This window comes from Curvibacter delicatus NBRC 14919, from assembly GCF_001592265.1.
Taxonomy (GTDB): domain Bacteria; phylum Pseudomonadota; class Gammaproteobacteria; order Burkholderiales; family Burkholderiaceae_C; genus Hylemonella; species Hylemonella delicata.
This window is the reverse complement of sequence record NZ_BCWP01000021.1, coordinates 50,087-70,884: the sequence shown is the minus strand read 5'-3', so window position 1 is coordinate 70,884 and position 20,798 is coordinate 50,087. Positions and strand designations below refer to the sequence as shown.

19 protein-coding genes and 1 pseudogene are annotated in these 20,798 nt (G+C 65.6%); 7 read left to right on the top strand and 13 right to left on the bottom strand.

Annotated features, from left to right (window positions below):
- Nucleotides 1-605: 605 nt before the first annotated feature.
- Nucleotides 606-860 (top strand): DUF2789 domain-containing protein, encoded by a 255-nt coding sequence (locus CDE01S_RS11305; protein ID WP_066707245.1) that lies wholly within the window; start codon nucleotides 606-608, stop codon nucleotides 858-860.
- Between the two features lie 21 nt (nucleotides 861-881).
- On the opposite strand, the gene CDE01S_RS11300 is transcribed toward CDE01S_RS11305, so the two are convergent.
- The 5 genes from CDE01S_RS11300 to def form a co-directional block, all read right to left on the bottom strand.
- Nucleotides 882-2,075 carry a phosphoglycerate kinase gene (locus CDE01S_RS11300; protein WP_066707243.1) on the bottom strand — a complete coding sequence of 398 codons (1,194 nt, stop codon included), beginning with the start codon at nucleotides 2,073-2,075 and terminating at the stop codon, nucleotides 882-884.
- Between the two features lie 97 nt (nucleotides 2,076-2,172).
- Nucleotides 2,173-2,520, bottom strand: coding sequence for an AzlD domain-containing protein (locus CDE01S_RS11295; protein ID WP_066707238.1), 348 nt, complete (start codon nucleotides 2,518-2,520; stop codon nucleotides 2,173-2,175).
- A complete protein-coding gene (locus CDE01S_RS11290; protein ID WP_066707258.1) occupies nucleotides 2,517-3,188 on the bottom strand; it encodes an AzlC family ABC transporter permease in 672 nt (223 codons plus the stop codon). Before CDE01S_RS11290 ends, CDE01S_RS11295 begins: the two co-directional genes overlap by 4 nt.
- A 71-nt stretch (nucleotides 3,189-3,259) precedes the next feature.
- Nucleotides 3,260-4,219 (bottom strand): methionyl-tRNA formyltransferase, encoded by a 960-nt coding sequence (fmt, locus tag CDE01S_RS11285; protein WP_066707235.1) that lies wholly within the window; start codon nucleotides 4,217-4,219, stop codon nucleotides 3,260-3,262.
- The gene (def, locus tag CDE01S_RS11280; RefSeq protein ID WP_066707227.1) at nucleotides 4,216-4,725 is read right to left on the bottom strand and encodes a peptide deformylase; all 510 of its coding nucleotides are present in this window, start codon (nucleotides 4,723-4,725) and stop codon (nucleotides 4,216-4,218) included. The genes fmt and def overlap by 4 nt, the downstream gene beginning before the upstream one ends.
- 227 nt (nucleotides 4,726-4,952) lie before the next feature.
- Between def and CDE01S_RS11275 the strand changes: the two genes are divergently transcribed.
- From CDE01S_RS11275 to CDE01S_RS11265, 3 genes are all read left to right on the top strand, one after another.
- Nucleotides 4,953-6,131, top strand: a complete 1,179-nt coding sequence (locus tag CDE01S_RS11275) for a LysM peptidoglycan-binding domain-containing protein (protein ID WP_245636162.1) — start codon at nucleotides 4,953-4,955, stop codon at nucleotides 6,129-6,131.
- Nucleotides 6,132-6,159: 28 nt separating this feature from the next.
- Nucleotides 6,160-7,284, top strand: a complete 1,125-nt coding sequence (dprA, locus tag CDE01S_RS11270) for a DNA-processing protein DprA (protein ID WP_066707219.1) — start codon at nucleotides 6,160-6,162, stop codon at nucleotides 7,282-7,284.
- A gap of 70 nt (nucleotides 7,285-7,354) precedes the next feature.
- Nucleotides 7,355-7,852 carry a Smg family protein gene (locus CDE01S_RS11265; RefSeq protein ID WP_066707216.1) on the top strand — a complete coding sequence of 166 codons (498 nt, stop codon included), beginning with the start codon at nucleotides 7,355-7,357 and terminating at the stop codon, nucleotides 7,850-7,852.
- 9 nt (nucleotides 7,853-7,861) lie between these two features.
- Here CDE01S_RS11265 and CDE01S_RS11260 read toward each other — a convergent pair whose 3' ends face one another.
- From CDE01S_RS11260 to CDE01S_RS11240, 6 genes are all read right to left on the bottom strand, one after another.
- Nucleotides 7,862-9,367: a DUF1631 family protein gene (locus CDE01S_RS11260; RefSeq protein ID WP_245636161.1), complete on the bottom strand. Its 1,506-nt coding sequence runs from the start codon at nucleotides 9,365-9,367 to the stop codon at nucleotides 7,862-7,864.
- On the bottom strand, nucleotides 9,267-10,361 hold the full coding sequence (locus tag CDE01S_RS19035; protein ID WP_084382845.1) for a DUF1631 family protein: 1,095 nt from the start codon (nucleotides 10,359-10,361) through the stop codon (nucleotides 9,267-9,269). The genes CDE01S_RS11260 and CDE01S_RS19035 overlap by 101 nt, the downstream gene beginning before the upstream one ends.
- Before the next feature lie 30 nt (nucleotides 10,362-10,391).
- Complete coding sequence (secF, locus tag CDE01S_RS11255) at nucleotides 10,392-11,351, bottom strand: protein translocase subunit SecF (protein ID WP_066707213.1); 960 nt, start codon at nucleotides 11,349-11,351, stop codon at nucleotides 10,392-10,394.
- A gap of 12 nt (nucleotides 11,352-11,363) precedes the next feature.
- Nucleotides 11,364-13,244 (bottom strand): protein translocase subunit SecD, encoded by a 1,881-nt coding sequence (secD, locus tag CDE01S_RS11250; RefSeq protein WP_066707210.1) that lies wholly within the window; start codon nucleotides 13,242-13,244, stop codon nucleotides 11,364-11,366.
- Between the two features lie 35 nt (nucleotides 13,245-13,279).
- Complete coding sequence (yajC, locus tag CDE01S_RS11245) at nucleotides 13,280-13,612, bottom strand: preprotein translocase subunit YajC (protein ID WP_066707207.1); 333 nt, start codon at nucleotides 13,610-13,612, stop codon at nucleotides 13,280-13,282.
- Nucleotides 13,613-13,877: 265 nt separating this feature from the next.
- Nucleotides 13,878-17,453 (bottom strand): indolepyruvate ferredoxin oxidoreductase family protein, encoded by a 3,576-nt coding sequence (locus CDE01S_RS11240; protein ID WP_066707204.1) that lies wholly within the window; start codon nucleotides 17,451-17,453, stop codon nucleotides 13,878-13,880.
- A gap of 182 nt (nucleotides 17,454-17,635) precedes the next feature.
- Between CDE01S_RS11240 and CDE01S_RS11235 the strand changes: the two genes are divergently transcribed.
- Together CDE01S_RS11235 and CDE01S_RS11230 are read left to right on the top strand one after the other, a co-directional pair.
- A complete protein-coding gene (locus tag CDE01S_RS11235) occupies nucleotides 17,636-18,172 on the top strand; it encodes an Lrp/AsnC family transcriptional regulator (protein ID WP_066707200.1) in 537 nt (178 codons plus the stop codon).
- Complete coding sequence (locus CDE01S_RS11230) at nucleotides 18,169-18,843, top strand: hypothetical protein (RefSeq protein WP_066707197.1); 675 nt, start codon at nucleotides 18,169-18,171, stop codon at nucleotides 18,841-18,843. Before CDE01S_RS11235 ends, CDE01S_RS11230 begins: the two co-directional genes overlap by 4 nt.
- Before the next feature lie 27 nt (nucleotides 18,844-18,870).
- On the opposite strand, the gene mltA is transcribed toward CDE01S_RS11230, so the two are convergent.
- Nucleotides 18,871-20,004, bottom strand: a complete 1,134-nt coding sequence (gene mltA, locus CDE01S_RS11225; protein WP_500778417.1) for a murein transglycosylase A — start codon at nucleotides 20,002-20,004, stop codon at nucleotides 18,871-18,873.
- On the opposite strand from mltA, the gene CDE01S_RS18665 reads away from it, so the two are divergent.
- Nucleotides 20,003-20,155, top strand: a complete 153-nt coding sequence (locus CDE01S_RS18665) for a hypothetical protein (RefSeq protein ID WP_169802256.1) — start codon at nucleotides 20,003-20,005, stop codon at nucleotides 20,153-20,155. The genes mltA and CDE01S_RS18665 overlap by 2 nt on opposite strands.
- A 2-nt stretch (nucleotides 20,156-20,157) precedes the next feature.
- Here CDE01S_RS18665 and CDE01S_RS11220 read toward each other — a convergent pair.
- Nucleotides 20,158-20,794, bottom strand: a pseudogene (locus CDE01S_RS11220) (response regulator transcription factor).
- Nucleotides 20,795-20,798 lie beyond the last annotated feature (4 nt).

The following is a 20,798-nucleotide window of genomic DNA, read 5'->3' as shown; positions in this document are numbered from 1 at the left end:
GATGCGTCCAATATCGCAAATCATCGCCTGTTGTGGGAGCATCTCCTCGCCGGCCTCCAAGAACCAGACGTCCTGGAAGCCAGGACCGCCTTTGCGCGCGTCCAACTTTTGCGCTTTCTCCTTGGAGATGCCGTACTGCTCCCTGAGGGCGTCGTACAAGAGCTGGCCTGGGGAATAGATGGGCAGGCCCTATTTGGTTGCCATTCCCAGGAAATGATGACCTATCTTCGAGGAGAACAAAGCCTGGAACGCGGAACCCATTGGCATCCTAAGGACAGTGGGCTGAACCGGATGGAGGACTCACGTTTCAAGCAATCGACTGGCGCGGCAGCAGCTGCGTGGATAAACAGGCTGGAAAAGCTTGGCTGTCAGTAGGTCGAATTCCAAAGGGCCCAAGTTTTCGTGCACAAAATCGGAGAAGGTTCAACTTGTCGTGCATTCACCGACTGGGCTCACGATGCACGAAATCACCTAAGCCCTTGATTTTCAAGGGCTGTCAGGCTCAACTTATTGTGCAAACGACAAGGAACCCCGTGGCGCCGCGCACGAAAAAGCAGGACACTGTCCGCGCCTGTTCTGCATTTCCGACCCGACAAGGAGCCCCCATGGAAAAGTCGCATCACCGCTTCTCGGAACTGTTCGCGCAACTCGGCCTGCCGTCCGATCCGGTCGGGATTCAGGCCTTCGTCAGCGCGCACTCGCCGCTGGCGGACCACGTGGCGCTGGCCGATGCGCCGTTCTGGACGGCCGCACAAGCGGCCATGCTGCGGGAAGAACTGCTGGGCGATGCGGACTGGGCAGAAGTCGTTGATCAGCTCAGCAATGCCTTGCGCGCACCTTCCGCCGGCCGCGCCGCCTGAAGCGGGAACCCGTCAGCCCAGTCAGCCGTTGGCCCGCTTCTGCAGGATCTCGAAGGCCGGCAGCGTCTTGCCTTCCAGCACTTCCAGGAAGGCACCGCCACCGGTGGAGATGTAACCCACGTCCTTCTCGATACCGTACTTGGCAATCGCTGCCAGGGTGTCGCCACCGCCGGCAATGCTGAAGGCGCTGCTCTCGGCAATGGCGCGGGCGATTTCCTTGGTGCCGTTCTCGAAGGCGGCAAACTCGAACACGCCGACTGGGCCGTTCCAGACGATGGTGCCAGCGGCTTTCAGTTGCTGGGCCAGCTTCTTGGCCGTCTCGGGGCCGATGTCCAGGATCAGGTCGTCGTCGGCCACCTCGGTGGCCTTCTTGATGGTGGCCACCGCATCGGCCTTGAATTCCTTGGCGGTGACGACATCCACCGGGATCGGCACTTCGGCGCCACGGGCTTTCATGGCGTCGATCACGGCCTTGGCTTCATTCAGCAGGTCGGGTTCGGCCAGGCCCTTGCCGATCTTCAGGCCGGCAGCCAGCATGAAGGTGTTGGCGATGCCGCCGCCGACGATGAGCTGGTCAACGTTGTTGGCCAGGCTTTTGAGGATGGTGAGTTTGGTGGAGACCTTGGAGCCGGCCACGATGGCCACCAGCGGACGCTTCGGCGCCGTCAGGGCCTTGCTGATGGCATCCATCTCGGCTGCCAGCAGCGGACCGGCGCTGGCAATCTTGGCGTACTGGGCGATGCCGTAAGTACTGGCTTCGGCGCGGTGGGCAGTACCGAAGGCGTCGTGCACGAAGATGTCGCACAGAGCGGCCATTTTCTTGGCGAGCTCTTCGTTGTTCTTCTTCTCGCCCTTGTTGAGGCGGCAGTTCTCCAGCATGACGAGTTGGCCCGGGGCCACGCTCACGCCGTCGGTCCAGTTGGCCACCAGCGGCACGTCGCGCCCCAGCAACTCGGCCATGCGCTTGGCCACCGGGGCCAGCGAGTCTTCCGGCTTAAACTCGCCCTCGGTGGGGCGGCCCAGGTGCGAGGTCACCAAAACGGCAGCGCCGGCGTCCAGCGCCATCTGGATGCAGGGGATGGAGGCGCGGATGCGGGTGTCTTCCGTGATAGCGCCGCTGTCATCTTGCGGCACGTTGAGGTCGGCACGGATGAAGACGCGCTGGTTCTTGGCCTTGCCCTGGGCGCACAGATCCTGGAAACGGATGAAGTTCATGGTGGTTGAAACGAAGAGTTGGAAAACCGGGGCGCGGGCCAGGCCTTGCGGCTGGCACGCGAAACCTGTGATTTTAGGCCGCGCCCTGTCGCGCGGCTTACCAGCCCAGGCCGAGGTGCAGCGGCAAGTAGACCGCCATGCCGACCACGATGGTGCCCAGCACCACCTGCCCGCTGCCGCGGCGCCAGAAGAACCAGGCGGTACCGGCCGCCACGGCAAACAGGCGCGCATCCTGCCAAGTGCTCACCAACTGGCCCTGGGTCATGACCATTTCCGGCACGATGACGGCCGACAGCGCGGCGATCGGCGCGTACTGCAAACCACGCTGCGCCCAGTGCGGCAGGCTCCAGGGCTTGCTGGACATGAAGAAGAAGGAACGCGTGATGACGGTCACCGCTGCCAGGCCAACGATCACACCCAGGGTCCAGACATCGGTACCGTTCATGCGCCCTCCCGGTGCGCCAGCGGCGTCTTTTCCAGCAGCAGCGCCAGCGCTACCGCCGCCGCAATCGCCACCACGATGTTGAGCTTGAAGGGCAGGGCGAAAGCCGCCACCGCGGCCGCGCCGGCCACGCCGGCCGACACCACACGCAGCCGGCTGGAAGCCAGCGAGCAGGCCACGCCCAGGAGGGCCAGGATGCCGGCAAAACTCAGGCCCCAGTGCATCGGCACCGAATGCGCCAGGGCAATGCCAAGCAGGCTGGCGCCCTGCCAACTGGTCCAGTTGGTGGTGGCGCTGCCCAGCAGGTAGGCCAGCTGCGCCTGCTGCTCAGGCTTGTTCTGCGGCGGCTGGTGGTAGCGCCGGGTGAACATCACGTAGCTGAGGTCGGCCGTCAGGTAGCCGACGAACAAGCGCCAGCGCCGCGGCAAATGCATCAGGTAGGCCCGCATGTGGGCGCTGAAGACGACAAAGCGCAGGTTGACGCAGAACGAGGTGGCCAGGATCACCAGCACCGGGGCACCGGCAGCAATCAAGGGGATGGCCGCCAGTTGCGAACTGCCGGCGTAGACCAGCAGCGTCATGGCCACCGACTCGACCAGGCTCATGCCGGACTTGACCATGGCCACACCGGTCATCAGGCCCCAGGCCGCCAAACCCGGTGCCACCGACATCGCGTCGCGCAGGCCGTAGCGGTATTCGGGATGGCGCAGCAACTGCCGCACAGCAGACACGGCCGGCCTCCTCAACCGAGCACGGCGCCAGCCGGCAAGGCGAAACCGCGCAGGAACTCGCTCGCCGGCAAGCGCTTGGCGCCTGCGCGCTGCAGTTCGGTCAGCCGCAGCACGCCGGTGCCGCACTGCACGGCCACCCCTGCCGCATCTGCAGACAAAATCGTGCCCGGCGCCTTGCCAGACATGCGCGAGACGCTATCAATTTCGCAGCACCAGAGCTTGATGGCTTCACCCTGGAAGGTGGTTGCCGCGCCAGGAAACGGATTGAAGGCACGGATGCGACGCGCAATCACCTCGGCGGGCAACGACCAGTCGATGGTCGCTTCGTGCTTCTCGATCTTGTGCGCGTAGGTCACGCCGTCGGCCGGCTGCGGCACCGCGTGCAGGCCACCGCAGGCCGCGAGTTCCAGCACCTCGACGATCAGGCGCCCCCCGAGCACCGCCAGCTTGTCGTGCAGGCTGCCGGTACTGTCCTGCGCGGCAATCGGCAACTTTTCAACCAGCAGCATGGCGCCGGTGTCCAGCCCGGCATCCATCTGCATGATGGTGACGCCGGTCTCGGCATCACCAGCCTCGATGGCGCGGTGGATCGGTGCCGCGCCGCGCCAGCGCGGCAGCAAGGACGCGTGGATATTCAAACAACCCAAGCGCGGTGTATCCAGCACCCACTGCGGCAGGATCAGGCCATAGGCCGCGACCACCATCACGTCGGCCTGCGCCGCTTCGATGGCGGCGCGCGCCGCGGCGGCCTCCTCCGGGTACTTGCCGTCCAGCCGCAGGCTGTGCGGCTGCGCCACGGCAATGCCGTGCTCAAGCGCGAACTGCTTGACCGGCGAAGCCTGCAGCTTCATGCCCCGGCCGGCCGGCCGGTCGGGTTGGGTCAGGACCAGCGGAATGTCAAAGCCGGCGGCATGCAGGCGCTCCAGCGCGACCCGGGCGAATTCGGGGGTACCGGCAAAGATGGCCCTCAACGCCGCTCCTCGCGCTGCGCCTTGAGCATCTTGGTCTTGATGCGGTTGCGCTTGAGCGGCGACAGGTACTCGACAAACACCTTGCCCAACAGATGGTCCATCTCATGCTGGATGCAGACGGCCAGCAGGCCGTCGGCCTCGATCACACGCACCTGTCCCTCGCCATCGAGCGCGCGCACGTGCACCGCCTCGTGGCGCTCGACGCCGTCGTAGATGCCGGGCACCGACAGGCAGCCTTCGTCGTTGATCTTTTTCTCGGCGCTGGCCCAGATGATCTCGGGGTTGATCAGCACCAGCGGCTGGTCGCGCTCTTCGGACACATCGATCACGATCAGGCGCTCATGCACGTCGATCTGCGTGGCGGCCAGACCGATGCCATGCGCGTGGTACATGGTTTCGAACATGTCGGCGATCAGCGCCTTGATGCGCGCGTCCACCGCCTGCACGGGCTGGGCCACTTTGTGCAGGCGCGGATCAGGGAAACAGAGAATGGGAAGCAGGGCCATAAATTCAGATGGAAGATGTCGTTATTTTCGCTACTTTTGGTAACCACAGCAGTAACAGAGGGCAAAAATCATTGCCCGATCAAGGGCTTGGGCGCAAAATCGCGCGTGATTTATCAAGACCTGACCGGGCAGACTGAGCCATCTCTGCCGCCCGAGAGCCGCCCGGGGAGGGCCCTGTGAAACAACACCATATGACACGACATCTGATGGCAAAACCCGGTATCGCAATGACCGCCCTGGCCACTTTGAGCGTCTGCCTGCTGAGTGGCGCCGCCTGGGGCCAGAAATACCCCGTCACCCCGGCCCAGAGCGCCACCGCCAAACAGGTGGCCCAAGCGGGCGTCCCCTTGAGCGAACTGGCCCCCGACGCCCCCGACAGCTACACCATCAAGAGCGGCGACACCCTGTGGGCCATCTCGTCCCTGTTTTTGCGCAGCCCCTGGCGCTGGCCCGAGTTGTGGGGCATGAATCTGGACGACATCCGCAACCCGCACCTGATCTACCCCGGCCAGCGACTGGTGCTGGACAAAAGTGGTGGCCTTGCCAAGCTGCGCCTGGCTGACGGCGCCAACGGCGAACCCGTGGATCTGGAAACCGTCCGCCTGTCGCCGCGCGTGCGCAGCGAGAAGACGAGCGATGCCCTGACAACGCTGCAGGCCCGCGCCATCGAGCCGTTCCTGGCCGAGCCGTTGATCGTGGAAGAAAGCGAACTGAGCGGCGCACCACGCATCGTGGCCGCGCAGGAAAACCGCGTCATGCTCAGCCGCGGCGACCGCGCCTACGCGCGCGGCCCCAGCGGCATGCCTTTGCTGGACGACAAGAACAAGACCCAGCGCCTGCGTGTCTTCCGCAATGCCACCCCGCTGAAAGACCCGACCACCGGCGAGGTGCTGGGTTACGAGGCCCAGTTCCTCGGCAAGGCCGAGCTGGTCCGTGGTGAATCGACGCAGGAAACCGAAAACCGCGATGGCAAGCTGCAAAGCGTCATCGTGCCGGCCACCATCGACATTGTCAGCACCAAGGAAGAGATGCGTGTCGGCGACCGCATGCTGCCGGAGCCGGCGCGCGAATTCCCCAGCTACACGCCGCGCGCCCCCGGCGGCCCGGTCAGCGGCCGCATCGTGTCGGTCTATGGCAGCGCCGTGGTCAATGCGGCACAGAACCAGGTGGTGGTGATCAACCGCGGCCGCCGTGACGGCATCGAAAGCGGCCATGTCATGGCCATCCTCAAGGACGGCCAGCAGCTGGTCGACAAGACCGACCCCGAACAAGCGCAGATGAAGCTGCCGGACGAGCGCAATGGCCTGCTGATGGTCTTCAAGACCTTCGAGAAACTCTCTTACGCCCTGATCCTGGACATCACCGACGGTGTGCGGGTCGGCGATCGACTCGCCGCGCCGCGCTGAGCCACACCCACCCCCAGGCACACGGCCGATGGAGCGTGACGAACTTGCCAGCTGGTTGCGCCTGACCCTCACGCCAGGCATCGGCAACCAGACAGCCCGCAAGCTGCTGGCCGCCTTCGGCCTGCCGGAAGCCATCTTCAGCCAGCCCCCCAGCGCCTTGCGGCAGGTGGTCACGCCCGCACAGGCAGACGCCCTGCTGGGTGAACTGCCCGAACTGCCGGCCCAGCTGGACATGACCTGGCAGTGGCTGCAGGACCCGGAAGGCAGCACACCGCGCACGGTCATCGCACTCGGTGATGCCGCCTACCCGGCCGGCCTGCTGCAGATCGAAGACCCGCCATTGCTGCTGTACGCCATGGGCCGGCTCGACCTGCCGTTCGAGCCGGAGCGCAGCCTCGCCATCGTCGGCAGCCGCAACCCGACGCCCCAGGGTGCACTCAACGCGCGCCAATTCGCGCAGACCCTGAGCCAGGCGGGGCTCACCATCGTTTCGGGCCTGGCGCTGGGCGTGGATGGCGCCGCACATGAAGGTGCGCTGGCCGGTGCAGCGGCCTCGCACCTGGCCACCATCGCGGTGGTCGGTACCGGACTGGACCGCGTCTACCCCAAACGCCACCACCAGCTGGCCCATGACATTGCCCAGCGGGGGCTGATCGTCAGCGAATACCCCCTGGGCACGCCGCCCTTGGCGGCCAACTTCCCGCGCCGCAACCGCCTGATTGCCGGTCTGTCCTGTTCCACGCTGGTGGTGGAGGCGGCCCTGCAATCGGGCTCACTCATCACCGCCCGCCTGGCTGCCGAACAGGGCAAGGACGTGTTTGCGATTCCAGGCTCCATCCATGCCACGCAATCGCATGGTTGCCATGCGCTGATCCGTCAGGGTGCCAAGCTGGTGGAGTCAGCGCAGGATGTACTGGAAGATCTGCCAGGGATGGCCATTGCCGACCGGGTGCCGACACCCGCGCCAGCCGGCATGGAGACTGAAGACAGCCTGCTGCAAGCGCTTGGTTTCGACCCCGTGAGCCTGGATGCGCTGCAAGCCCGCACCGGGCTTGCCACAGCACCTTTGCAGGCCCGTCTCATGACGCTGGAACTTGACGGCCAAGTGGCGCGCCTGCCCGGTGGGCTGTTCCAACGCATCGCCACCACTTGATTTTGAATTGACCCGATAAGCCCCTCAAAATGCGCGGATCACCCGCAACGGGATGCGATATATTGGGCGCATGTTTGAAGTGCTCGTGTACGTTTACGAAAACTACTGGCGCGGCGACGCTTGTCCCGAACCAGACCAACTGCAACGCAAGCTCAATGCCGTTGGCTTCGAGGCCGATGAAATCCGCGAGGCCCTTGACTGGCTGACCGGCTTGAATCTGGCGACCCGGTGCACGCACTGGTTGCCCGGCCTCACTGCCGCTGCGCACAGCGACACCCCGACCCGATTGCAGTCACCGCACAGCATGCGTGTCTATTCGGTGGCCGAACAGGACCACTTGGGCGCCGAGTGCCTGGGTTTCATCAGCTTCCTCGAATCCTCAGGGGTCTTGCCTTCACCGATGCGCGAGATCGTCATCGACCGCGCCATGGCGGTGCCGGCCGAAGAGCTCACGCTCGACGACCTCAAGATCATCGTGCTGATGGTCTACTGGAGTTTCGGCGAGGAACCCGACGCGCTCATTCTCGACGAGTTGTGTGACGACACGCTGGAGCGCGTCGCGCACTGAGCACGCGGCTCACCCAAGCAGACGCTCGGGATTGGCTTCGAGTTTGGTCAGCGCATCACGCGTCGCACGCACGGTCAACGGCTCTTCTTCCTGCGGCAGCAACAAGCCCGCCTGCAGGTAAGCCGCTAGACGACCGGCCTGGATCAGGTAGCTGCGACCCTCGTTCGAGGCAAACAGATTGAGCTGCTTGCGCTCGCTGCGCCAGACGAACTGGACGCGGGCGAGCCGGCCGTTGTGGTCCAGCGTGAACCAGGCACCGGGCTGCAACTCCCGCGCCCAGGCCAGCATGGCGGGTGTCGGCTTCGAGCCGCCATTGGCCACCACTTCCAGATCCGAGGCTTCGATCCCCAGCAACAGCTCGACGCTGTCGACATCCAGCGGCAGGTCGCCCAGGCCATCGTCATGGACCGAGCACTCCAGTTCGGTCAGATGCCGGGCCAGGGTTTCGATCTGCGCTGGCGCAATCGGCTGGGTCTTGGCCAGAAAGGCGTCGGCCAATGTGTCGCTGACGGTCTTGATGTGGATATCCTGATCCGCCACCGACAAACCCAATAGCGTCATGCCCGCACGCAGGCGCTGCAGCAGCTGCGGCAGATCCTGGATGACGCGGGTGCGGTCGCTGCGGTTGGGTTTGGCGCTCGCCGCCCAGATCAGATCGGCCGCCGTTTTACGCAGCGTCACGGTTTCCGCATGCTGCAGCCCCTGGCGCACCGCTGCCACCGCCAGCACCTCGGCCCAGACCTTGAACAGAAAGCTGCGGATCTCGTCGCGCACCGGCATGTCCTTGAGCAGCTTGCGCATCTCGATGGTGTATTGGATGGTGAGCGTTTCCTTCTGCTCCACCTGTTGCGCCACGCTCACGACCTTCTGGGTGGCTTCCTTGCCGGTCAGGAACCGGGTCAGGAACTGCTGGAACTCGCCGTACACCACCTCGAACACCTGCCGACCGGTCTCGGGGTACTGCTCGATCACCTGCACGATGCGCTTGATCTCTGCTTCCAGCGCGCTGCCGCCCACATCGCCGGCATTAAAACCCATGATGCAGGAGCCCATGCGGTCGATCAGCTGGCGCGCCGGGTGATCGAGCGAGCCGAAGAACGCCGGCTCGGCCAATGCCACGCGCAGCACCGGCATCTGCAGCCGGGCAAACCAGACACGCATGGCCGGCGGGATACGCTCCTCGGTCAGGATGGACTGGAACATCAGTGCCACCACCTCGATGGTGGCTTTTTCGCTCTGGGTGCCTGCTTTCTTCTTGAGTTCGCTGCTCTGTTCGCGCAGCGCCACCGCCACCCGAGCTACGCCTGCGGGGCTGTCATCGTCGACCAGTGCGCCGCCCAGATAGGCGCCCACCGCAGGGCGATCGGCGATGGCCGCCGCCAGCGCCGGCGAGGGCCCCTGCGACACGGTGGCGTCAAAACCAGCGCCCCCCGTCGAACCCAGCAGGCGACGCAACTGCCCCGCCACCCCCTGCGCCCGGCCCTGGGCCCGCGCCAGCGGCGTGTCTTGTGTCATCAGCCGGGTCTCTTCCTGTGGCCCGCCGTGCAGGGAGGCCTGTGCCGACGCCGACGCGCCCTCGCCCCCCCCAGCCCAGACGCCCGCCGAACAAACCGGCGCGGCGGGCAGGTACACCCGCCGGCAAACCCGGCGCCGGGGCCATGCCGCCGGTCGTCGCGTGACCGCGGACCGCGCCACCGGCATCAAGCGCTGGAGAAAAACTGGGCGCCGCACCGCCGGACTGCACGCCGCCTGGCCCTGCGCCGGGTGCCGGCTGCGTCAACGGGGCGGGCTTGGCCGGGTCCGACAGCACTGCGGCCGGGGCCGCCGGCGCAGATACCGCGGCAGCAATCGGAACGCGTTTGACCCGGTCCTTGAAGTCGATCGTCGGCATCACACCCTGCTCGACCAGGAACTGGTTGCAATGGGCGTAGGCCGTCTGCAGGCGTTCGGCCAACAGCCGTTGCACCGCGTCGTGGATCCAAGGCCAGGCCTCGCGCGACATGCCGCTGTCACCCCACTGCGTGACCAGCGACAGGAGCAGCACGTCCGGGCGCAGGATGTCGTGCGCCGCCAGTTCGTCACGCCCCTCGAGGAAACGGATGCGCAGACGGAGGTCATCGAGCTGGCTGCTGATCTTCTCGGTCACGCCCAACACCAGCCGGGACACCAGAATCTTGTTTTCGACCTCGTCGGTGCCCACCAGCGACAGACTGTCACCAGCCTGCTCCAGTCTGAGCCCGCCCATCTTGCCCGCCGCTGGCTGGCATGCTGCCTGCCAGGCACGCCGGGTGCCCTCCAGCCAGGCCGGCTGGGTTTGCTGGTACTGCAGCCAGGCATCACGCCGGCTCTGCATCTCGCGCGAGGTCCCGGTTTCGTTCATGAGCGCTGTCAGGCGCTCCCCTACGGTGGCCCCCAGTTCTGGCAGCACACGGCCAGCTTCGGCAACAAACAGCCCGCGCGTCTTTTCCGCCAACTCGATGCGTTGCGAAAAGGACTGCGGGGCTGCCATGTCTGAAAACCCTGAGAGGGCGGTGAGGCCTTAGACCACGGCCCCTGCGTTGGGATCGTTGGGGTCGTCTTCCTTGCGCGCCCCGCCGCCGGCCTTCACCAGGTCTTCGCGCCGGATGCCCAGCCACATGGCGATGGCCGCCGCCACGAACACGGAAGAGTAGATGCCGAACAGGATGCCAATGGTCAGCGCCAGGGCGAAGTAGTGCAGCGTGGCGCCACCGAACAGCAGCATGGACAACACCATCAGCTGGGTGCTGCCGTGGGTGATGATGGTGCGGCTGATGGTGGAGGTGATGGCGTTGTCAATGACGGCCACCGTGTCCATCTTGCGGTAGCGGCGGAAGTTCTCGCGGATCCGGTCGAAGATCACCACCGACTCGTTGACCGAGTAACCCAGCACCGCCAGCACCGCCGCCAGCACCGGCAGCGAGAATTCCCACTGGAAGAAGGCGAAGAAACCAAGGATGATGACCACGTCGTGCAGGTTGGCGATGATGGCTGCCACCGCGAACTTCCATTCGAAGCGGAACGCCAGGTAGATCATGATGCCGACCACCACGAAGGCCAGCGCCTTCAGGCCATCGGCCGCCAGCTCGTCGCCCACCTGCGGACCGACGAACTCGGTGCGGCGCAGGCTGGCCCCGGCATCGGCCTCCTTCAGCGTGGCCATCACCTTGTCGCTCTGCTGTGCCGAACTCACGCCCTTGACCGCCGGCATGCGGATCAGCACGTCACGCGCGGTGCCGAAGTTCTGCACCTGCACGTCCTGGTAGCCGAGTTTGGCGATGGCGCCACGCACCGCACCGAGGTCGGCCGGCTGCGAGTAGCTGACTTCCATCAACGTGCCGCCGGTGAACTCGACTGACAGATGCAGGCCGCGCGAGAACAGGAAAAACACTGCTGCTGCGAAGGTCAGGAACGACACGACATTGAACACCAGCGCATGCCGCATGAACGGAATGTCGCGGCGGATTTTGAAGAATTCCATGGCAGTCTCGCTTCAGTCTGCTTTGGCCGGGACATCACCTGCGGGACGCCAGACCGTTCCAATTGATACGCTCTTGAGCTTCTTCTGCCGGCCGTACCAGAGGTTGACCAGGCCGCGCGAGAAGAACACGGCGGAGAACATGCTGGTCAGGATGCCCAAGCAGTGCACGACGGCAAAGCCGCGCACCGGCCCGGAACCGAAGGCCAGCAGCGCCAGGCCGGCGATCAGCGTCGTGACGTTGGAGTCCAGGATGGTGGCCCAGGCGCGGTCGTAGCCGGCGTGGATGGCCGCCTGCGGCGAGGCGCCGTTACGCAGCTCCTCGCGCACGCGTTCGTTGATCAGCACGTTGGCGTCAATCGCCATGCCCAGCACCAGCGCCATGGCCGCCATGCCCGGCAGCGTGAGCGTGGCCTGCAGCATGGACAGCACGGCTACCAGCAGCAGCAGGTTGACCGCCAGCGCGATGCTGGAGAACAGGCCAAACAGCATGTAGTAGACGCACATGAAAATCGCCACCGCCACAAAGCCCCAGGTCACGCTGTGGAAACCCTTGGCGATGTTCTCGGCACCCAGGCTCGGGCCGATGGTGCGTTCCTCGATGATCTCCATCGGCGCGGCCAGCGAGCCGGCACGCAGCAGCAGCGCGGTGTCATTGGCTTCCACCGTCGTCATGCGGCCGGAGATCTGCACACGGCCGCCACCGATCTCGGAGCGGATCACCGGCGCGGTGACCACTTCACCCTTGCCCTTTTCGAACAGGATGATGGCCATGCGCTTGCCGACGTTTTCACGTGTCACGTCCTTGAAGATGCGCGAGCCCTTGGCGTCGAGCGTCAGGTTGACGGTCGGCTCCTGGGTCTGGCTGTCGAAACCGGGTTGCGCATCGGTCAGGTTGTCGCCGGTCAGCACCACCTGCTTCTTGACGATCACCGGTTGGCCGCTGCGCTCCAGATAACGCTCGGTGCCGAAGGGCACCGGGCCGGTACCGGTTTCAGCGGCGCGCGCCTCGGTGCTTTCTTCCACCAGGCGCACTTCCAGCGTGGCGGTGCGGCCCAGGATGTCCTTGGCCTTGGCGGTGTCCTGCACACCGGGCAGCTGCACCACGATGCGGTCCAGCCCCTGCTGCTGGATCACCGGCTCGGCCACGCCGAGTTCGTTGATGCGGTTGTGCAGGGTGGTGATGTTCTGTTTCAGCGCCTGGTCCTGCACGGTACGCGCAGCCTGCGGCTTGATGCTGGCGGTGAGCTTGTAGTCGCCGCCTTCCTGCACCTCAACCGTCTGCAACTCGGCAAACTGGTCGGCCAGCACGCGCTTGGCGGCTTCCAGCGTGGCGCTGTCGCGCAAACGCAGCTCGATACTCTGGCCATTGCGGCTGATGCCGCCATGGCGCACGTTCTTTTCGCGCAACACGGTGCGCAAGTCACCGGCCAGCGATTCGGCTTTTTTCGTCAATGCCGCCGGCATGTCCACCTGCAGCATGAAGTGCACGCCGCCGCGCAGGTCCAGACCGAGGTACATCGGCGCGGCATGCAAGGCCGACAGCCAGGACGGCGAACGCGACAGCAGGTTGAGCGCCACCACATACGACGGGTCGGCCGCATCGGGCACCAGCGCCTTCTGGATCGCATCCTTGGCCTTGAGCTGGTCGTCGGTGGAGGCGAACCGGGCACGCACCGAGCCGGCTTCCAGGCTGATGGCGTCGGCCGTGAGGCCGGCCATCTTCAACGCTTCTTCAACACGGGCCTGCGTGCCGCTGTCCACTTTCTGGCTGGCCTTGGCGGCCGAGACCTGCACCGCAGGCGCCTCGCCAAAGAAGTTGGGCAGGGTGTACAGAAAGCCCACCAGCAATGCGATCACGATGATCGCGTATTTCCACACCGGGTAACGGTTCATGATCGCACTCAGGCTGTCAGTCGCTCGGATTCTTCTTACTTGATGGTGCCCTTGGGCAGCACTTGCACCACGGCACTGCGCTGGACCTGGATCTCGACGCCATTGGCGATCTCGACGCCGATGTAGTTGTCGCCCATCTTGCTGACACGGCCGAGCAGGCCGCCGGCCGTCACCACTTCGTCACCCTTGGCCAGGGCGTCCACCATGGCGCGGTGCTCTTTCTGCTTCTTCATCTGGGGGCGGATCATCACGAAGTACAGCACCACGAACATCAGCACCAGGGGCAGCATGCTCATGAGCGAGTCCTGCATGCTGCCACCAGCGGCAGCGGCGGGTGCGGTTTGGGCAAAAGCGGAAGAAATGAACACAGGCAACTCCAGGTCAGAGGTTCAAAAAACAGGGGATGCCGCTCCAGGCGGCGGCACGAAACGCCCGACAAGCGGGGCGAAACGGGCAGTTGGCCATTGTATGCGGCTGGCTTGGCATCCCATGGGCTGCCTGACCAAAGCCCCACACCCGCCGCCGAACGGTGGGCTCGGCACGCACCGGCCCGCCAAACGTCCTGAATTGCTATGAATTCAGGAGCTATTGGCGCTTATATGGCAAAGGCTAATGCCTGATTTCCCTTGGAATTCAGGCCGCCTGCTGCGCCGTGCCGCCACGGCGCCAGTTCGCCATGAGCGCCGCCCATTGCTGGCGCGCCGCGGCCAGGTGGCGCGCCTTGACGTGGCCGTAACCGCGGATCTGCTCGGGCAGGCGCGCGATCTCCACTGCCGCCGCATGGTTGCCGGCATTCAGGCCGGCCAGCAACTCCTCGATGCAGGCCCGGTACTCGCCGATCAGCGCGCGCTCGGTACGCCGCTCTTCGCTGCGGCCGAACACGTCCAGCACCGTGCCACGCAGACCCTTGAGGCGCGCCAGCAGCCTAAAGCCGGTCAGCATGGCTGGGCCGTAGGACTGCTTGACCAGCTCGCCCTTGGCGTTCTTCTTGGCCAGCAGGGGCGGCGCCAGGTGGTAGTGCAGCTTGAAATCGCCTTCGAACATGGCGTTGACGCGGCCGAGGAAGGCCGCATCGGTGTGCAGGCGCGCCACTTCGTACTCGTCCTTGTAGGCCATGAGCTTGAACAGGTAACGCGCCACCGCCTCGCTCAAGGTCGTTCTGCCCAGCGGGCTTTCGGCCGCCTGCACCCGGGCCACGAAGGCCTTGTAGGTTTCGGCATAAGCAGCGTTCTGGTAGCCGGTCAGGAACTCGACGCGGCGTGCCACCAGGCTCTCCAGGGTTTCGCGTGGCTTGAAATCGATCACCTGCGTCGGGCTCAGCAGCGCCTGCACACGCGCCCAGTCGTGCGCGGCCTGGCGGCCCCACTCGAAGGCGGCCTTGTTGGCCTCCACCGCCACGGCATTGAGCTCAATGGCGCGCAACAGCGATTCGCGGCGCAACGGGATCCAGCCCTTTTGCCAGCCATAACCCAGCAGCATGGGGTTGACGAAGATGGTGTCGCCCATCAGCTTGGCGGCCACTGCATCGGCGTCGAACACGCCCATGCCGGCGGCACCAACAGCGCGCGCGATGTCGGCCACACATTGGTCCGCCGGGTTCTGCCAGTTGGCGTTCTTCACGAATGCCGCGGTCGGCGTGCTGTGGCTGTTGAGCGCCACGCGCGTGCGGCCTTCGCGCATGCGCAGCGTGGTCTCCTTGGCAGTCGTCACGATCGGGTCACAACCCAGAATCAGGTCGGCTGCCGCCATGCCGACACGCGTGGTGCGGATTTCGTTTTGTGTGTCGGCGATCAGCACATGGCTCCAGGTGGCGCCGCCCTTTTGCGCCAGGCCGGCCGCATCCTGCGTGACGATGCCCTTGCCCTCGATGTGCGCCGCCATGCCCAGCAACTGGCCGATGGTGATGACGCCGGTGCCGCCGACGCCGGCCACCACGATGCCATAGGCGGTGGCCGCCGATGGCAGGGCCGGCTCGGGCAGCACGCCCAGCTCGTAGGGTGATGCGGCCTGGCCCTTGGCCTTCTTCTTCAGCTGGCCGCCTTCGACCGTGACGAAGCTCGGGCAGAAGCCCTTGAGGCAGGAGTAGTCCTTGTTGCAGCTGCTCTGATTGATGGTGCGCTTGCGGCCGAACTCGGTTTCGAGCGGCTCGACCGACAGGCAGTTGGACTGCACGCCGCAGTCGCCGCAGCCTTCGCACACCAGTTCGTTGATGACCACGCGCTTGGCCGGATCGACCAGGGTGCCGCGCTTGCGGCGGCGGCGCTTCTCGGTGGCGCAGGTCTGGTCGTAGATGATGACGGTGCAGCCCTTGATCTCGCGGAACTCGCGCTGCACGGCGTCAAGCGTGTCGCGGTGCTGGATGGCGATGCCGGCCGGCAGACCCTGCACGCTGTCGTATTTCTCAGGCTCGTCGGTGACGATGGTGATCTTCTGCGCCCCTTCGGCGCGCATGCTCTGCGCGATCTGGACCACGCTGTGGCCTTCGGGCCGCTCACCGACCTGCTGGCCGCCGGTCATGGCCACGGCGTCGTTGTAGAGGATCTTGTAGGTGATGTTGACGCCGGCGGCGATGCTCTGGCGGATGGCCAGGATGCCGCTGTGGAAGTAGGTACCGTCGCCCAGGTTGGCGAAGACGTGCTGTTCGGTGCTGAACGGCTGCTGGCCGACCCAGGGCACGCCCTCGCCGCCCATCTGCGTGAAGCCGATGGTGCTGCGGTCCATCCAGGTCGCCATGAAGTGGCAGCCGATGCCGGCCATGGCACGCGAACCCTCGGGCACGCGGGTGCTGGTGTTGTGCGGACAGCCGGAGCAGAACCAGGGCATGCGGTCGGCAGCAGGTGTGCCGGCGTTGAGCACCTGCATGGCGCGTTCCTTGGCTTCCAGCACCGTGAGCTGCGCTTCGACGCGCGCCGCGATGTCGCTGCCCGGCGGCACGATGCCAAGCTTCTTCAGACGGCCGGCAATGGCGCGCGCAATCAGGGCCGGTGTCAGGTCGGCGTTGGCGCGCAGCAGCTCGTTGCTCGACGGGTTGGCCTGCGACCATTCGCCGCCGGCCTGGTCGCCCTCGTTGAACTTGCCCAGGATGTTCGGGCGCACGTCGTCGCGCCAGTTGTAGAGCTCTTCCTTGAGCTGGTACTCGATGATCTGGCGCTTTTCCTCCACGACCAGCACTTCCTGCAGGCCGGTGGCGAAGTCACGCGCGCTTTGCGCCTCCAAGGGCCAGACCACACCGACCTTGTGCAGGCGGATGCCCAGGGCGCGGCAGGTGGCGTCATCCAGGCCGAGGTCGCGCAGCGCCTGGCGCGTGTCGTTGTAGGCCTTGCCGCTGGCGATCAGGCCGAACCTGTCATTCGGACCTTCGATGGCGTTGTAATTCAGGCGGTTGGCGCGGATGTAGGCCAGCGCGGCATACCACTTGTGGTGGAACAGGCGGGCCTCCTGCTCCAGCGCGTGGTCGGGCCAGCGAATGTGCAGGCCGCCGGCGGGCATCTCGAAATCGGTCGGCAGCTGGATCTGCACGCGCTCGGGGTCGATGATGGCCGTGGCGCTGGACTCGACGATCTCCTGGATCGTTTTCATGCTGGACCAGACGCCGGCATAACGGCTCAGGGCCAGGGCATGGATGCCCAGGTCCAGGATTTCCTGCACCGAGGCCGGGAAAAACACCGGCAGGCCGCAGGCCTTGAAGATGTGGTCGCTCTGGTGTGCCGCCGTGCTGCTCTTGGCCACGTGGTCGTCACCGGCCACCGCCAGCACACCACCCCAGGGCGTGGTGCCGGCCATGTTGGCGTGCTTGAAGACATCGGCGCAGCGGTCCACGCCCGGTCCCTTGCCGTACCAGATGCCGAACACGCCGTCGAAGCGGTTGCTGCCGGGTGGTGCAAAACCGAGCTGCTGCGTGCCCCACAAGGCCGTGGCGGCCAGCTCCTCGTTGACACCGGGCTGGAACACGATGTTCTGCGCCTTCAGGTAGGGGCTCGCCTTCTGCAGCGTCTGGTCGTAATTGCCCAGCGGCGAGCCGCGGTAGCCGCTGATGAAACCGGCGGTGTTCTTGCCCTGCAGCTGGTCGCGCAGGCGCTGCAGCATGGGCAGCTTGACCAGCGCCTGCACGCCGCTCATGAAGGCGCTGCCGTGGTCCAGCGAATACTTGTCGTCGAGGGTGACGGTTTCGAGCGCTTTGCGAATCGATTCAGGCAAAGGGGCATTCATGGCGGGATGTCTCCGGAAATTCTGGGTTCAGCCTCCTGCTGTGGCCTGCCGACAGGCCGGGAAACAGACAGGGGCAATGTTTTTCTGCGAGGAAAGTGTATGCCGACAGCCCGGATAAGTCTTTGCTTTCTTTGCCCAATTTAGGCTATCCTAAGAAAGGATATTGCTCAATACAGGCATAAATGGAAACACTCGACAAATTCGACCTGGCCATCCTGAACGAACTGCAAGCCGATGCGCGCCTGACGAATGCCGAACTGGCCACGCGCGTGGGCCTGTCAGCCGCGCCGTGCTGGCGCCGCGTGCGCGCGCTGGAAACCAACGGTTTCATCAAGGGTTACCGGGCCGAGATCGACCGCCAGAAGATCGGCCTCGGTGTGCTGGCCTTCGTGCGGCTGGATGCCGAGCGCAACACCGGCGACGCCACCCGTGTGCTGGAAGAAGCCATCAAGAAACTGCCGGAAGTCATCTCCTGCCACTACATCAGCGGCACCGGCACCTTCGAGCTGCAGGTGGTGGCGCAGGACCTCGACAGCTTCTCGCGCTTTGCGCTGCAGAGCCTGATCAACCTGCCCAACGTGAAGGACCTGCACACCAGCTTCTCGCTCGGCGAAGTCAAGGCCAGCAGCACCTTGCCACTCGGGCATCTGCAGGCACAAAGCGCCCCCAAGGCCATCGCGCCACCCCCGTCACGCCCCAGCACCCGGAGCAAACGATGAACCGCATCCGCACCCTGACCTTGGCATGTTTTTCGGCCCTGGCCCTTGTCGTTCATGCGCAACCAGCTATCAATTCAGGAGCAGATTGGCGCAACGACGGCGCTGCCGGCAGCCTGCCGTTGCGCAATCTGCAGATCGAAGTGCGACAGGTCGAGCAGAACAGCAGCACGCGCGAGCGTCTTGATGCGAGCACAACGGCGCGCTTACAGCCGGGTAACTCCAGCGCCGCCATCACGCTGGATGCCCAGAGCAGCCAATCCGGCCGCAGCGGCAACACCCAGCAGCAGGTGCTGGTGCTCAACGGCCGGCGTGCCACCATCGTGCTGCGCAACACGGTGGCGCTACGGCTGCTGCAATCGTTCCAGCGGCAAGGTCGGTGGATCAGTGTGCCGGGCACGGTCTGGCTGCAAGCAGGCACCGGCTTCGCCGCCACGCCGCGCTGGGACGGCGGCGACGCGGTGGAATTGGAGATCAGCACCCTGCAGGGGCGCAACCCTTTGGCCGGTGAGGCGGCCAGCGCCAGCACAGCCATCGTGCTGCCATTGGATGAATGGATGACGATTGCCGAAAGCGATCAGTCGCAGGACAGCCAGCAAAGCGGCTTGAGCAACAGCGCGCGCGACGCCAGCCAGTCGCAGTTGCGCGTGCAGGTGCGCATCAGCCTGCGCTGAAGGCCCTGCCCGCCACAACACCCACCGTCATTTCGGCCACAGCACCCACAGGCGCAGCGGCTGTTTGAGGCGCCCGGCCAACTCCGCCGCGCCACTGCCCCAGCCAGCAAAGTAGTCGGCGCGCACCGCGCCGGTGATGGCGCTGCCGGTGTCCTGCGCCAGCACCAGCTTTTGCAGCTGCACCTGCGGGCCGCTGGAGGCGAGCCAGACCGGCGTGCCATAGGGAATGCTGCCGGGGTCGACGGCGATCGAGCGCCCTGGCGTCAGCGGCACGCCCTGCGCACCGCGCGGGCCGAAGGCGGCGTCGAGCTCGGGCAGCGCTTCCTCGCGGAAGAACACCACACGCGGGTTGCTCCACAGCAGCTCGTTGACGCGCGTCGGGTTGGCCGCCAGCCAGGCCTTGATGCCGGGCCAGGAAGCGTCGCGCACCGCGCCCTGGTCGAGCAGCCAGCGGCCGACGCTGCGGTAGGGCTGGTCGTTGGAGCCGGCAAAAGCCAGCCGCACCAGGCGCTGCGTGCCATCGGCCTCGCTGATGCGGATACGGCCCGAGCCCTGGATCTGCAGCGTCAGGGCATCAATGGGGTCGGCCAGGTAGGCGATGGTCCGCCCGCGCAGCAAGGCCTGTACTTCGGGCAGGGTATCGATCTCCTGCCGGCTGTACCAGGGTTTGCGCTGGCCCAAGGTGGGTGGCGGCTGGTACAGCGGCACGCTGAAGCCGGCCGTGGGCTGGCGGCTCGCCTCCAACACGGGCTCGTAGTAGCCCGTCAGCAGGCCCTCATCGCCACCTTGCAGCGCCTCCACGCGGTAAGGCTGCAGGCGCGCCATCATCCAGGCACGCTGCTCCTCCACACTGCTGATGCTGAGCAGGCGCACCTCGTTGCACAGCGGTGCGAACACCGGGCCGGGGCGCTCGCAGCTCTTGAGCCAGGCGTTCCAGGCCTCATGCAGCGGGTCCTCCTGCAGGCCTGGCAAGTCACTCCACGCCACCGGCGTCCAGCGGCTGCGGGCCTGCAGCACGGCCGGGCCCATGGCGCTGTCGGTGGTCGGTGTCCGTGCGCGGCTGTCAGGGGCACGGCCTGCCGGCGGCCAGGGTGCGCTGGCGCAGCCGGCCAGCGTTCCTACAATCACGATTGTCGTTACCCAGTTCAGGAGTCGGTTCATGAGTCTGATTTTGCTTGAAGCCTTCGGCGCCCTGGCGCTGCTGGTGCTGATCGTCTGGTGGACCATGTTTTCCGGCCGCAAGAACGGCGAACTGCCGGAGCAGCCCCGCGCTGACGAGCCCGACAAGACGCCTCCCGACCGGAAGGATTGAATTCAGCCGCCCTGCAGATCGCGCAGCAGATTGGCCAACTCCACCGCGGACTTGACCTCCATCTTGTCGAACACGCGCGCACGGTGCACTTCCACCGTGCGCACGCTGATCTCCAGCTGATCGGCAATGCGCTTGTTGGGCAGGCCATCGACCACCAGACGCATCACATCGCGTTCGCGCTCGGTCAACTCGCCCAGGCGCTGACGCAGCTGCGCCACTTCCCGGCGCGCCTGCACAAAGGTCGCTGACTGCACCAGCGCCTGCTCAATGCGGTCGACCAAGGCGTTGTCTGAAAACGGTTTCTCACAGAAATCGAAAGCGCCCCGTTTCACGGCGTCGACAGCAGTCGGCACATCACCATGGCCGGTGAGGAAGATCACCGGCCATGGTCTGGTGCAGTCCGCGCTCGATCAAGCGCTCGAACAGGGCCAGCCCGCTCAGGCCGGGCATGCGCACATCGAGCAGCAGACAACAAGCCTGCGCGGGTTCCCAGCCACCCTCCACCATCTGCCAGAAAGCATCAGCGCTCTCGAAAGCCTGGCTGGGCAGACGGCGCGAGCGCAGCAGCCAGGCCAGCGCCTCACGCACGCTGGCATCGTCGTCGACGATGAAAACGGAAACATCAATCATGGGTTGCATGGCG